Origin of the sequence: Photobacterium lucens (assembly GCF_009873615.1) — a bacterium.
In the GTDB taxonomy this organism is placed as follows: domain Bacteria; phylum Pseudomonadota; class Gammaproteobacteria; order Enterobacterales; family Vibrionaceae; genus Photobacterium; species Photobacterium lucens.
Genome location: NZ_SSMG01000034.1, coordinates 1 through 12,875, shown reverse-complemented (window position 1 = coordinate 12,875; position 12,875 = coordinate 1). Strand labels below are relative to the sequence as shown.

The 12,875-nt window shown below is 39.7% G+C and carries 13 protein-coding genes; 8 read left to right on the top strand and 5 right to left on the bottom strand.

The window, feature by feature from the left end; all coding sequences use genetic code 11:
• The first annotated feature begins 485 nt into the window (after window positions 1-485).
• From rlmKL to rmf, 5 genes are all read left to right on the top strand, one after another.
• Window positions 486-2,624, top strand: a complete 2,139-nt coding sequence (gene rlmKL / locus E5A76_RS02720) for a bifunctional 23S rRNA (guanine(2069)-N(7))-methyltransferase RlmK/23S rRNA (guanine(2445)-N(2))-methyltransferase RlmL (protein WP_053989721.1) — start codon at window positions 486-488, stop codon at window positions 2,622-2,624.
• Complete coding sequence (locus E5A76_RS02715) at window positions 2,624-2,875, top strand: glutaredoxin family protein (RefSeq protein WP_053989722.1); 252 nt, start codon at window positions 2,624-2,626, stop codon at window positions 2,873-2,875. The genes rlmKL and E5A76_RS02715 overlap by 1 nt, the downstream gene beginning before the upstream one ends.
• A gap of 5 nt (window positions 2,876-2,880) precedes the next feature.
• Window positions 2,881-4,809 (top strand): ATP-binding cassette ATPase Uup, encoded by a 1,929-nt coding sequence (gene uup, locus E5A76_RS02710; protein ID WP_053989723.1) that lies wholly within the window; start codon window positions 2,881-2,883, stop codon window positions 4,807-4,809.
• Complete coding sequence (locus tag E5A76_RS02705; protein ID WP_161118026.1) at window positions 4,809-6,785, top strand: DUF3466 family protein; 1,977 nt, start codon at window positions 4,809-4,811, stop codon at window positions 6,783-6,785. Before uup ends, E5A76_RS02705 begins: the two co-directional genes overlap by 1 nt.
• A 172-nt stretch (window positions 6,786-6,957) precedes the next feature.
• Window positions 6,958-7,131 (top strand): ribosome modulation factor, encoded by a 174-nt coding sequence (gene rmf, locus E5A76_RS02700; protein ID WP_008987067.1) that lies wholly within the window; start codon window positions 6,958-6,960, stop codon window positions 7,129-7,131.
• A 243-nt stretch (window positions 7,132-7,374) separates the two neighbouring features.
• Here the strand turns inward: rmf and fabA are convergent, their stop codons facing one another.
• The gene (gene fabA / locus E5A76_RS02695; RefSeq protein ID WP_008987066.1) at window positions 7,375-7,890 is read right to left on the bottom strand and encodes a bifunctional 3-hydroxydecanoyl-ACP dehydratase/trans-2-decenoyl-ACP isomerase; all 516 of its coding nucleotides are present in this window, start codon (window positions 7,888-7,890) and stop codon (window positions 7,375-7,377) included.
• A gap of 68 nt (window positions 7,891-7,958) precedes the next feature.
• Window positions 7,959-9,692 carry an AAA family ATPase gene (locus E5A76_RS02690; RefSeq protein ID WP_161118025.1) on the bottom strand — a complete coding sequence of 578 codons (1,734 nt, stop codon included), beginning with the start codon at window positions 9,690-9,692 and terminating at the stop codon, window positions 7,959-7,961.
• Window positions 9,693-9,886: 194 nt separating this feature from the next.
• Here E5A76_RS02690 and matP point away from each other — a divergent pair, with 194 nt between their 5' ends.
• The 3 genes from matP to E5A76_RS02675 are packed head-to-tail and all read left to right on the top strand — an operon-like array spanning window position 9,887 to window position 11,165.
• Window positions 9,887-10,351: a macrodomain Ter protein MatP gene (gene matP, locus E5A76_RS02685; protein WP_008987064.1), complete on the top strand. Its 465-nt coding sequence runs from the start codon at window positions 9,887-9,889 to the stop codon at window positions 10,349-10,351.
• A 53-nt stretch (window positions 10,352-10,404) separates the two neighbouring features.
• Window positions 10,405-10,710, top strand: coding sequence for a DUF3634 family protein (locus tag E5A76_RS02680; RefSeq protein ID WP_053989726.1), 306 nt, complete (start codon window positions 10,405-10,407; stop codon window positions 10,708-10,710).
• Between the two features lie 59 nt (window positions 10,711-10,769).
• On the top strand, window positions 10,770-11,165 hold the full coding sequence (locus E5A76_RS02675) for a PPC domain-containing DNA-binding protein (protein WP_107166971.1): 396 nt from the start codon (window positions 10,770-10,772) through the stop codon (window positions 11,163-11,165).
• Between the two features lie 58 nt (window positions 11,166-11,223).
• Here the strand turns inward: E5A76_RS02675 and E5A76_RS02670 are convergent, their stop codons facing one another.
• The 3 genes from E5A76_RS02670 to E5A76_RS02660 form a co-directional block, all read right to left on the bottom strand.
• Window positions 11,224-11,469, bottom strand: coding sequence for a hypothetical protein (locus E5A76_RS02670; protein ID WP_053989728.1), 246 nt, complete (start codon window positions 11,467-11,469; stop codon window positions 11,224-11,226).
• A 115-nt stretch (window positions 11,470-11,584) separates the two neighbouring features.
• Window positions 11,585-12,022, bottom strand: coding sequence for a hypothetical protein (locus E5A76_RS02665; protein ID WP_053989729.1), 438 nt, complete (start codon window positions 12,020-12,022; stop codon window positions 11,585-11,587).
• A complete protein-coding gene (locus E5A76_RS02660; protein ID WP_161118024.1) occupies window positions 12,015-12,818 on the bottom strand; it encodes a winged helix-turn-helix domain-containing protein in 804 nt (267 codons plus the stop codon). The genes E5A76_RS02665 and E5A76_RS02660 overlap by 8 nt, the downstream gene beginning before the upstream one ends.
• Window positions 12,819-12,875: the final 57 nt, after the last annotated feature.

The following is a 12,875-nucleotide window of genomic DNA, read 5'->3' as shown; positions in this document are numbered from 1 at the left end:
TCATTTATCACATTTCTCCACTATGAAAATAATAAGAATAAACCGCAGAAAGATACTGTCATAATAATGGAATAAATTATTCCACTATGTAGTTTAACGTAAGGAATAGTGCTAAATAACAGTTTAAAAGTAACGGATGAATACCTATTAGTTATTGATTTTTAGTGGTTAATTATTACTGTTGATGCTGGTGGATGATGGGGTTGTCGTTATTCTATCGCTGGTTTTATCGAATAATGAGTAAGAATAAACTGTGATGGGACGGTATAAAGAATCACTAGGTTTTATGTTCATTGGTTATTGTTGTAATAGCTACTTGCATTAGCGAATTTCAAAGTGTTTGTCGTTTAAAGTGATGACTTCCAGAACTCTATGATTGAAGACTAAAAAATTTTCGTAAATGAGCAATTTGAGAGCGGTTTTGACGAGGCATTTTTTGTGATTTCGGTTATAATTCCACGCAATATTAGTGTGAAAAGAACTCCATGAATCAATATCTAGCTATTACTTCCCGCGGCCTTGAAAACTTGCTGGCGGATGAATTAGAACAATTAGGTGCACAGAACATTCAAGTTGTGCATGCCGGTGTCCGCTTTAAAGCAGAGCAAGCAACAGCCTACCGTTGTTGTCTATGGACACGTATCTCATCACGTATCATTCAAGTACTGAGTGAATTTAACGTTCGTGATGATATGGATCTGTACTTAGGTGCAACTGCTATCAATTGGATGAACTATTTTGATAGCAATACTCGCATCGTGGTTGACTTTAACGGTACGAACCGTGAAATCCGCAACAGCCAATACGGCGCAATGAAAATCAAAGATGCGATTGTAGACCGCTTTACTAAAGCGGATTTACGTCGTCCAAATATCGATCGTGAGCGTCCAGATCTTCGTGTTCATATGCGTCTATCAGGCGAGAAAGGTATTCTTGGTCTTGATATGGCGGGTAGTGGTTTACACCAACGTGGTTATCGTAGTGAAGCGGGTAAAGCACCATTACGTGAAACCCATGCTGCGGCGCTTGTGATTAAGAGTGGTTGGACACCAGAGCAACCTCTACTCGATCCTATGTGTGGTTCAGGTACCTTGTTAATTGAAGCGGCAATGATCGCTGCTGAAATCGCACCGGGTCTTAAACGTAAACGCTGGGGCTTTGAGTCGATTAAAGACTTCGATAAAGATGCTTGGATGGAAATTCATGCAGAAGCAACAGTGAAATCTCGCCGTGGTCCTGCAAAAGTTACAACTAAGTTCTTTGGTCGTGAAATGGATCGTCGCGTACTTGCTGTTGCTCGTGATAACGCAGGTCGTGCTGGTGTTAAAGAGCTTATCGATTTTGAATACGGTGATGCTACTCAGCTTGTTCGTCCAGAGGGCTTTGAAACAGGCGTTATTCTTTGTAACCCACCATACGGTGAGCGTTTAGGTACAACACCTGAGCTTATCTCGCTTTACAAAGAGTTTGGTAACCGCTTGAAATTAGCGTTTGCAGGCTCTGTTGCTGCAATTTACTCAAGTTCAAATGAATTATTAAGCTGTATGCGTATGCGTGCAGACAAACAATTTAAGCTTCGTAACGGTGCGTTAGATTGTGTGCTTAAGACTTACTTAATCACAGCAGGTAGTGTTCAGAAAGAAGAAGGTCAAGCAGAAGGCGTTATTGTTCAAGAAGACGTAGCACCGGATTTTGCTAACCGTTTGAAGAAGAACATTGCTAAGTTAGGTAAATGGGCTAAGCGTGAAGGTATTGAATGTTACCGTATTTACGACGCTGACATTCCTAACTACAACGCAGCGATTGATAAGTACAAAGATTACATCATCATCCAAGAGTATGCGGCACCTAAGTCTGTTTCTGAAGAGTTAGCTCGTCGTCGTATCATGGATATTCTACGTGCAACGATTGAAGTAACAGGCGTTGAGAGTAACAAAGTTATTCTTAAAGTGCGTGAGCGTCAGAAAGGTAAGAACCAATACCAGAAACTATCAAGTGCAGAACGTCACATGGTAGTAGAGGAGTACGGCGTTGAACTTAAAGTTAACCTGTATGATTACCTTGATACAGGTCTATTCCTTGATCACCGTATTACTCGTCGTATGCTTGGCAAGATGGCACCGGGTAAAGATTTCTTGAATCTATTCTCATACACTGGTTCGGCAACTGTGCATGCAGCTGTTGGCGGTGCGAAAACAACAACAACGGTGGATATGTCAAATACCTACCTTCGTTGGGCACAAGAGAATATGGAGCTGAACAACCAAGTAGGTTCTCAGCATGAGTTTATTCAAGCTGACTGTCTACAGTGGTTACAAGAAGTGGACGATACGTTTGATCTTATCTTCATCGATCCACCAACGTTCTCTAACTCTAAGCGTATGAAGCAGTCGTTTGATATTCAGCGTGATCACATCATGTTGATGGAAAACCTAAAACGTATGTTACGTCCTGAAGGTCAAATTGTTTTCTCAAACAACAAACGTCACTTCAAGATGGATTTAGATAAACTGAATGAACTTGGCTTACACGCGAAGAACATCTCAGATAAAACATTGCCAATGGATTTTGCTAAGAACAAGCAAATCCACAACTGTTGGATCATCACTCACAAGGAAGGCTAGTGTTAATCACACTTTATAGCACGGAAGGCTGCCATCTTTGCGAGCAGGCATACAGCTTGCTCGTAGAGGTAGGGATTCAAGACAACGTAGAAGTTGTCGATATCGCATTCGATGATGCACTGTTCTCTCGTTACGGTGTAACCATACCTGTACTCTCTATTCAACACCATGAGCTCAATGTTTCGGAATTAGGCTGGCCCTTCGATAAAGAAACATTACAAACATGGTTAACTACTAATAAGCTTGGTTAATTACGATGGCACTTATAAAAATTAGTAACGCTCAACTGGCTTACGGCGATCATGCATTACTAGATAAAGCTGAATTTCTTCTTCAACCTCATGAGCGTGTATGTCTTGTGGGTCGTAATGGCGCGGGTAAATCCACGTTAATGAAAGTGATTGCTGGCGACATTCTGTTAGATGACGGTAGTGTTCAGCGTCAAAATGAGCTGGTGGTTTCACGTTTAGAACAAGATCCACCACGTAATGCCGAAGGCACTGTATTTGATTATGTTGCTCAAGGTTTAGCTGAAGTGGGTGAAGTACTTCGAGAGTACCATCACCAATTGGAATTAGTGACCGCAGATCCTAGCGAATCAAACATCAATAAGCTGGCGCGTATTCAAGAGAAAGTCGACCATAACAATGGTTGGTTGATTGATACTCGTATTGCATCTGTCTTGGAAAGCTTAAAGTTAGATGCAAGCACATTACTTACGGATTTATCTGGTGGTTGGCAACGTAAAGCCGCATTGGCACGTGCGCTTGTGTGTGATCCTGATATTTTGCTACTAGATGAGCCAACCAACCACTTAGACGTAACAACGATTGAATGGTTAGAAGGTTTCTTAAAAGACTTCCGAGGCTCAATCGTATTTATTTCACACGACCGTGCATTTATCCGTTCGATGGCTACACGTATTGTAGACTTAGATCGTGGTAAGTTAACGTCTTTCCCTGGTGATTATGAAGGTTACCTAGAAGCGAAAGAAGAAATGCTACGTGTTGAAGCCGAGCAAAATGCACTTTTTGACAAAAAATTAGCACAAGAAGAAGTGTGGATCCGTCAAGGTATTAAGGCGCGTCGTACTCGTAACGAAGGTCGTGTTCGAGCATTGAAAGCATTACGTAATGAACGAGCAGAACGTCGTGATGTTGTTGGTAAAGCAGAAATGCAACTTCAAGATGCAAACCGCTCTGGTAAGATTGTCTTTGAAGCGAAGAATATCGGTTATAGTTACGGCGATAAGCAAATCGTTAAAGACTTTAGCTTTAATGTTATGCGTGGTGACCGTATTGCGTTAATTGGCCCGAATGGTTGTGGTAAGAGTACCTTGATCAAACTGATGCTTGATAAGTTACAAGCAACAGAAGGTGACTTCCATTGTGGTACAAAGCTTGAAGTCGCTTACTTTGACCAATACCGTGAAGTGCTTGATCCTGAGAAGACCGTAATGGATAACCTTGCTGATGGTAAGCAAGAAGTGACCATTAATGGTAAAACACGTCATGCATTAGGTTATTTGCAAGATTTCTTATTCCACCCACGTCGTGCGCGTACACCAGTAAAAGCACTATCTGGTGGTGAAAAGAACCGACTATTGTTGGCTAAATTGTTCCTAAAACCAAATAATTTATTGGTTCTCGATGAGCCAACCAACGATTTGGATATCGAAACATTGGAACTTTTAGAAGATATTCTTGCCAATTATCAGGGTACATTGCTTTTAGTTAGTCACGATCGTCAATTCGTTGATAATACTGTGACCACAAGCTGGATTTTTGAGGGAGAGGGCGTTGTTAACGAATACGTTGGCGGTTACCATGATGCCCAATCTCAACGTGCAAACTCTTATGCAAATCGTGCAAAAGAGCAAGCAGCGGAAATCGAACAAGCTAAAAAGAAAGAAGATGAACAGAAACAGCGTCAGACTCAACGTCAACGTTCAACGAAAAAGCTTTCTTACAAGCTTCAAGTAGAATTAGACGGTTTGCCGCAAAAGATCGAAAACTTGGAAAATGAAATTGCCGAGCTTCAGGAAAAAATTAATGATCCTGATTTCTTCGCGAACCCAAGCAATGATACTCAAGCGATTTTGACTCACTTAGCTGAGATTGAAACAGAGTTTGAAGTTGCTTTTGAACGTTGGGAAGAGCTAGAGGCAATGCAAAAGGAATCCTAATGCCACATAAGATGTTAAAACTATCAACGCTTGCTATTTTGGTTGCAGGTGCATCTCAAGCGAGTGCTGCTGTTTATACGATTGAGCCAGTTTCAACTGCAGGTGCTGATGAACTAGCAGCACAAGCATATTTCCCTAATGCTCAGGCAAATGCAGACAGTACGCCTGTTTCTATGTTTACAACGGGAATTAAGCCTTCTTCAGAAGGGGAAAACTGTTTTACGGGCAATTGTAATGCAGGTTCGTATGATGTTGCTGGTACTGCTCGACGTGGTACACAAGGCACACCACTTTCAGATGCCACTGCATTCAATCAAAATCGTCAGTTTATTAATGATGTAAGTGGCTTATATAGCTACTGTCGAGATGATTTAGGTTATAACACATGTGACATTTGGGCTCGTAGTGAGTACTTTGGCTATGGTTATAATGAAGATGACTGGCAAAGTGGTCAGGGCTTAGGTGGTCTTCAGCATATTCAGCAAACATGGAAAAATAACTATCATTCAAATGCTGTTGCTTTAGATAATGGCGCCGCAGTAACGACTAAAGCTGATGATGCAAGTGCATACACAGAAAGTGGTTTAGGGGCTATTCAAGACAATACAACGGATGCAACGTTAGAAGGCATCGTTGGTAATTACAGCTTTGGTACATCGTCTTCTGCTGTATTTAAAAATGGTGATGTTTATCCTCGTGCATTTGCAAAACGCGGTTTTGTTAATATTGATGGTACGCCTGCTGCATTGTTAAATCCTGTATCAGGTGATGCATTTGTTAAGAACATGGGTCAAACCATGGCAAATGGTGCGGTAGAAACGACTGGTGGACTGTTGGTAGTTGGTTCGTCTTCATTTGCTCAAACTTTCACACAAGATGTTGATTCTCGTGATCCTAATACTGATGATATCGATATTGGTTTAGGTTTCAATAAAGATACTTTTAAGCAATGTGCAACTAATCCATCTAACTTGTACAGTACATTTGAATGTCAGTTTAGTTCATTTGCTAATGAAGCTGCTTTTTGGCTAGTTGATGCGTCAGGTAATGTTGTTAAATCAGGGGCAATGGGGTCAAACCTAGCTGCCGTTGATAACGATCATGAGGATGTGTCAGCACAAGCATCGGCTAATGCTGTCACTATGGTTAACGGTTCACCAGTTGCCGTTGGTTATATCTCTCGTGATACTAACAGTAGTGATTCTTATGTAATGGAAGCCGCTTTCTTTAAGCCTACAGCTGGTATTGATTCATCATGGACTCAAACCGCTATTCCTGGCATGACAATTTCTACTGGTGATGATCGTAACTACGAATACACAATGGCTAACGATGTTAACGCAAATTTCAAAGTTGTTGGTATCGCGAAAAGTCACAAGGCAGATAACCGTTCATACCCACAAAAAATGTTTATCTATGATAATGCAACAGGTCAGACTAAGTTCTTAGATTCTTCTGTTAGCTCTATTTTCTTCCGTGGTTCAAACGGTGATGCAGAGGCGATTAACGATCATGATCAAGTTGTAGGCTGGGTTGATTCAGAAACGAAGAACCAAATTGATGGTTCTGAGCGTCGTCATCGTGCGTTTACTTACATTGCAGGTTCAACGGCTCAAGGTCCACTGAAAGCTGGTAGTGTATGGATGCTTGACGATCTAACGAATGACGGTGGTGCAGCAAACTCAGTTGCCAACTCTTACCGTATCATTTCTGCAACTGACGTTAACAACGCAGGTGTGATTTCTGCTACCGCTAATTACTGTGCTGGTGGCTATCAAAACCTAACGAAAGAAGCGCAATGTTCAGTGACCGAAAAACAAGTAGCAATTAAGCTTGTTCCTAAAGCAAATGCGACTGATAAAGATATTATTGTTCGTAAAGCTGAAGAAGATGAACCAGTAAAACGCTCTGGTGGTTCACTTGGAATTCTTGCTTTGACAGCACTTGGCTTTATTGGTTTCCGCCGCAGAAAGTAATTTTTTAAAGAAATTACATTATTCAAACAAGCTCACATTTTGTGGGCTTGTTTCGTTTTTATATTTGATAAATTGTTCGTAATCACCCATTTTTATAAGTGGAGACATAAAAACTCCATCGTTACGTAATAGTAATGAAAAGTAATATACAGATAAGGATGAGGACCGAACTATGAAGAGACAAAAGCGGGATCGTTTAGAACGTGCGCAGGCTCGAGGTTATCAAGCCGGATTAAATGGCCGTTCTACAGATGCATGTCCGTACCAAGGTACAGATGCCCGTACTAACTGGCTAGGTGGTTGGCGAGACGCAAGAGAAGACTTGCAACAAGGTCTCTATAAATAATACCTCCCTCATGGTTAAACCCTATTCTGCAGCCCCTTAGGAGAAGGGGCTTTTTAATGTCAAAAAACCAAAAAGATAGCATTATTGGCTTGGTGGTTTTATTTCTTCTTGGAAGAAAGCTATCAAAATTGAATTAACAATACTTTTCTATTTGTATTGATAGCAATCTTATATTGCTGGTGGATCAAAAAAGCCCTGATACATTGCTGCAACAGGGCTTAATAATCGCTAAATTATAGGCGATTAGAAGTTGTCAGTATCTTTGAAAAGACCCACTTTAAGATCTTTTGCTACGTAGATTTCTTTACCATCTACCAGTACACGACCATCTGCCACACCCATAATTAGCTTACGGTTAATAACACGCTTAAGTTGGATCTCGTAAGTGACTTTCTTCGCTGTTGGTAGAATTTGACCAGTGAATTTCACTTCGCCTACACCAAGTGCACGACCTTTACCTTCACCACCAGACCAGCCTAAGAAGAAACCAACTAACTGCCACATTGCATCAAGGCCAAGACAACCAGGCATTACTGGATCGCCTTTAAAGTGACAGTTAAAGAACCATAGGTCAGGGTTGATATCTAATTCAGCAACGATAAAACCTTTACCGTGCTCACCATCTTTATCCGTGATATTTACAATACGGTCGATCATTAACATGTTATCTGATGGTAATGATGGGAAATCAGGACCGTATAGTTCGCTATTGCCACATGCGACGAGTTCTTCGTGTGTATAAGAATGCTGGCGTGTCATTAGAATCAATTACTCCTTGAAAAGTATGGGAGCAATTTAGCGTACACGTGTAAGCTTAACAACTCGGATCAGTTCTGGACAAACCAGTTTGCGACATGCATACGAATTCGATTTAGCAATCCAACTTCATTAGACAAATCACCGTGATGGAAGTAATCAATACGCTCTTCAATTAATGAAAGGATTGTCTCATCTTCTTCGTTTTCACTACGGAATGGTTTATCTGTAAGAAGAGGAATGGCTTCATCCACATTCTCAACAGCCCAAATATGGAACTGTTTTGCTTTGATCGCTTCGATAACCTCATCATTTAAGCAAAGGTTACTTAGGTTCGTTTTTGGTAAGATCACACCTTGGTTGCCAGTCAGGCCACGATGTACACATACTTTGTAGAAGCCTTCTACTTTCTCATTAATGCCACCTACAGCTTGTACACGACCAAATTGATCGACTGCGCCTGTTACTGCGATTTGTTGATTAATTGGCTGAGAAGAAAGTGCAGACATTAGTGCACATAGCTCAGCTAATGATGCACTGTCACCATCAACCTCTGAATAAGATTGCTCAAATACAATTGAAGCTGAGTAGGGTAAGGCTTGATCTAAATCGAGTGCTGTAGCAACGAAGGCTTGCATGATCATCATGCCTTTAGCGTGAATATTACCGCCGAGATCAACTTTACGTTCAACGTCGGAAATATCACCATCACCAAAGTGAACAACACAAGAGATACGAGCAGGCTCACCGTAAGCTGTTGGGTGACCAGGCATTTCGACCACAGTTAAACCATTAACCTGACCAATTTCTTTACCATCACTAGCGATAAGAACCTGACCATGGTGAATATCTGCTATTGCACGCTCTGGTAAATAAGATTCACGGTATTCTTTAGCACGTAAAGAGGCTTTGATGTTAGCTGCTGTGATCACGTTACCGTCAGATTCAAGGCTGGCTTCAGACAGCAAGTTTAGATGCCAGAGCAAACATAGTGGTAAACGTGTTTGGTCTTCAGCATAACGAGCACCTGCGTTTAATAAAGCGGTGACAGCGTCACTATCTGCTAGCTGTGGCAACTGATGATGCTCGATAATGGCTTTAACATAACCAAGGTAATCTTCAAGGTTAGCATCATTAAGAAGTAAATCTTGTTCAAACTCACCGTACATTGCAAAACCTGTACTTAAATCGGGCTCTGCACTGTCTAACTCTGCCATTAAGTAACGATCACCAATAATCACTAACTTAACGTTGATTTTTTCGGCAGGCGGTAGGTTAACTAAGACTTTTTTGTTTGACGATTCCCACTCTAATACACCATCAGTAAGGGTACTTTTGAGGCGAGGCCATAAAGATGGATTACTCAGTAATGCTGTAATAGAAAGCACCAAGTAACCATTGTGAGCTTGATGCAATAAGCCATGCTTAATGCTTGGTTTCGTTAATGTATTTTGCTCTAGTGGTGGGTAAACCGTACCAAATAGTTTTTCGGCAGTAACATTGTCACCCGCAATGATTATCGGCTGCTCTTTTTCACTCGTCTGTGAGCAAGTTGTATTATTATTACTATTGAATTGGTATTTTTTTATGAGTTCAATAATATAATCACGGTACAAGGTATTATCAGGCGCCGTAATACGGAGAATGCGAGGCTGTAAATTGAGCGCGCTGAAGCGACGTACGGCATCTGATAGTCGAGGTTGAAGAGTACCGATGGAAGCCGGTTCAAGATTGCTATAATGATCTAGAGTCGTCTGGTACTGAGTGTAATCAGGAAACATTGTACGCCAAGATTCTTCATGCATAAATTTAGGTTTCTATTGTTACTGTGAAAAGGTAAGCAGTATAAAACAATCAAAGAGCTCATAATAGAGACTTATGACCTATATTTATGTTTCATAAAAACAACCAGTTAATGTCAAATCATGGATTGTTATTTGGGGACTCTAGGGTTACACTGTCACGTAGTTTCGTTGAATGATGAGAATGTATTAATCTTATGAAATATCAGCAGCTTGAAAATCTTGAAGCCGGTTGGAAATGGACTTATTTAGTAAAGAAGCATAAGGAAGGTGAAGCGATCACCTGTTTTGTTGATCGTAGTGAAGCAGAAGCTGCTGTTGATGCGCTGTTTGATATTGAACACGAACCAACCAAAGTGATTGATTGGATTAGTGCCAATATGTCTCCTGAACTTGATAATAAGTTAAAACAAGCCATTCGAGCGAAACGAAAACGTCACTTTAATGCAGAACAAGTGCATACGCGTAAAAAGTCGATCGATCTCGATTATCGTGTGTGGGAAAAGTTGGCAGAAAAATCGCAAGAGTTAGGTTCAACCTTATCTGACACGATTGAATACCTGATAAGTGAAAGTAATAGAACAGAGCAAGCCAGTAAGCAAGTCAGTGATATTAAGAATAATTTGACAGAACTGCTCAACATCGACCCTTTTAGTAAATAATTTTTGTTGTGTGGTTACTGTTCTGTATGAAGTCATCTTCTAAGGAGTAGGTAATGGAGTATGTATTAGTCTTAGCAGTTGTTGTTATTTTTATTGTCTTTAAAGATCGTCCAATAATGGTACTGAAATTTGAAAATGGTGAATTAACTAAGACGAAAGGTGATGTACCAACAGGCTTTCAAACATCATGTAAAGAGATCGCCCATAAGACACCATTTAGTGGGCAAATTAAAGTCTATAAAAATCGATTTACGACTAAAATTGATTTTTCAAAAGATATTCCAGCTAAGATCAAGCAACGAATTCGTAATGTGTTTCCTCATAGCTCGCAGTCAAGCAAAAAGGGAAAACGAGCTTAAGTTTTTAGTTACTCAATGGGCGAGTTTACAGTCGCCCATCCAGCATAAGACATTTCATTTTGATCACTCCTCATGCACTTAGATTAACCCAAGGTACTGATTTAAAAGAGAGCATACTTCAATATGTTCAAAATAATCAGATCCAAGCAGGCTCATTACTTTCGTGTGTTGGCTGCCTGTCGCAAGCAATTATACGTTTAGCCGACGAGTCCAAAACTATTGAGTTAGCAGGGCCGTTAGAAATTTTAACTTTATCAGGGACATTAACACCGTCACATGTTCATCTTCATATATCTGTTGCTGATGCGAAAGGTAAGGTAATTGGTGGGCATTTAGTGGAGGGGAGTATTGTGTCTTATACTGCTGAAATTTGTTTGGTTTCTTATTCAAATATGGCGTTTAGCCGAGAATTTGATCCACAAACACAATTTGATGAATTGGTAATAACAGCATAAGAAGAGTTGAAGGGAAAATCACAAGTTAAGCCAAGGGTAGATTAACTTGTGATGATAATTATTTCAACGCGTTGAGTAGCTCGTCTTTACTTTTGATGTATGCGGCAAACTTTTCTTTTAGTTCTTTTAATTCTGTCTCGGCTTTTATACGTTTGATTCGTTCATCTTCCAATTGCTGTCCTAAATCAACCGCTAAATAACCACCTTTAATTAGTGCTTTTGTTGTTACATTACTTTCAGTTAATGATTTAAGTGATTCGATCATATAGTAGTGCTGATCGACATCTCGAATAGTTATTGCCATTAAGTACTCCTTTAACTTACTATAATATAACACTTTTCTTTCAAATAAACAGCAAGCTAGTGCACTATAACTTTTTATCTTGATAAAATTAAACCGGGAAACACCGGCTTAATCATTAACGTATTTTATTACCTAAAAGAAGGCTACTTAGGTTAATAGCATGTCCATTATCTAGCTCCAAAATCCCTCTGTCATCTGAAATGTAAACAGCTTCGTTGGTCCTTAACGAATCAATAAAAAAGTTCCTAAATGTAAAATCAACACCTCGGCTTTTATTCATTCGTTTAACACCAAATGTGTAATAATGGTTTTGAAATCTAAGAAAAATACCACTGAATAAAGACGATGAAATAATCTTATTGTCAGTATTTTTCCTCACTAAATTCATTTTTACACGGCCTTTATTAAAATCAACTTTAAGCATTTCAGAGCCGAAAGTAGGGTATTTATCCGTAAAAACATACGAAGATTGCGTATTTAGCGCATTAAACGTTGCTTGAATAAAAATGAAGCACACGGCTAAAAACACACCAAGTAGTGGTTTTTTAATCATTGCATTGCTCCTGGTTTACTTGCGACGTTAAATTAATGTAGTGCTCGTTTAACACGCCTATTAATTGATAACGTTCACATAAACCACCAATAGGGAATGCATACCATTGCCCAATGTCACCTGTTTTATGCTCTGTTATCGCTTCCGTTACCGGATTTGGCAACGTTACACCATTGTAGTGTACAGAAATACCATCGACATCTGTTGTATCAACAAATAAAAGGTATTGGTAACAAGCAAATAGCGTTATTAAGAAGAAAAAACTGACAACAATAAAATCAGAAATACTTATCGATTCAAATCTTTTGAATCGCGAATTACGTCTTTTATCTTGGTTATTAAGCTCAGATTTTTTGATAATGCATTCTGTATGCTCACGCATTTCAATGATTTCAGCTATCTGATGTGCTTCGATATGTTTGCTGATATCGTCTTCTTTATAGGAAGCTTGAAAATAACCATCATCAGCTAACGCTGCCTCTTTAATAGAGTAGCCAAGCTTAGGCTCAGTTTGGATAATCTTATGCTCACCAATTTTACTAAAAGCTGTACGTAAGTTCTTAATTGCTACCGTTAATGAGTTATTGGTAACAACTTTACCTTGCCAACATTCTTTTAGTAATGTTTCTCTGTGGATTGTTTGGTTTGCTGAATTTGCTAATAAAGCAAAAATATGAGTCTCTGAGCGTGATACTTTTAAAACAGCATTATCACTGATACGAGTGATCGTTCTACGAGAGTAATCTACATCAAAACGACCAAAACGTTCGACTCCGTTGTTTACTTCATCGTTCATTTTTTACTTATCAATAGGAGAGTTGTTAAAGGGGATAACGACTCATAAAGAGCGGTC

Excerpts from the sequence above, each read along its gene's own strand:
- E5A76_RS02705 (WP_161118026.1), top strand. The coding sequence starts at position 4,809 with ATGCCACATAAGATGTTAAAACTATCAACGCTTGCTATTTTGGTTGCA.
- E5A76_RS02670 (WP_053989728.1), bottom strand. The coding sequence starts at position 11,469 with ATGGCAATAACTATTCGAGATGTCGATCAGCACTACTATATGATCGAA.
- E5A76_RS02665 (WP_053989729.1), bottom strand. The coding sequence starts at position 12,022 with ATGATTAAAAAACCACTACTTGGTGTGTTTTTAGCCGTGTGCTTCATT.
- uup (WP_053989723.1), top strand. The coding sequence starts at position 2,881 with ATGGCACTTATAAAAATTAGTAACGCTCAACTGGCTTACGGCGATCAT.
- fabA (WP_008987066.1), bottom strand. The coding sequence starts at position 7,890 with ATGACACGCCAGCATTCTTATACACACGAAGAACTCGTCGCATGTGGC.
- E5A76_RS02690 (WP_161118025.1), bottom strand. The coding sequence starts at position 9,692 with ATGCATGAAGAATCTTGGCGTACAATGTTTCCTGATTACACTCAGTAC.
- matP (WP_008987064.1), top strand. The coding sequence starts at position 9,887 with ATGAAATATCAGCAGCTTGAAAATCTTGAAGCCGGTTGGAAATGGACT.
- rmf (WP_008987067.1), top strand. The coding sequence starts at position 6,958 with ATGAAGAGACAAAAGCGGGATCGTTTAGAACGTGCGCAGGCTCGAGGT.
- rlmKL (WP_053989721.1), top strand. The coding sequence starts at position 486 with ATGAATCAATATCTAGCTATTACTTCCCGCGGCCTTGAAAACTTGCTG.
- E5A76_RS02660 (WP_161118024.1), bottom strand. The coding sequence starts at position 12,818 with ATGAACGATGAAGTAAACAACGGAGTCGAACGTTTTGGTCGTTTTGAT.
- E5A76_RS02680 (WP_053989726.1), top strand. The coding sequence starts at position 10,405 with ATGGAGTATGTATTAGTCTTAGCAGTTGTTGTTATTTTTATTGTCTTT.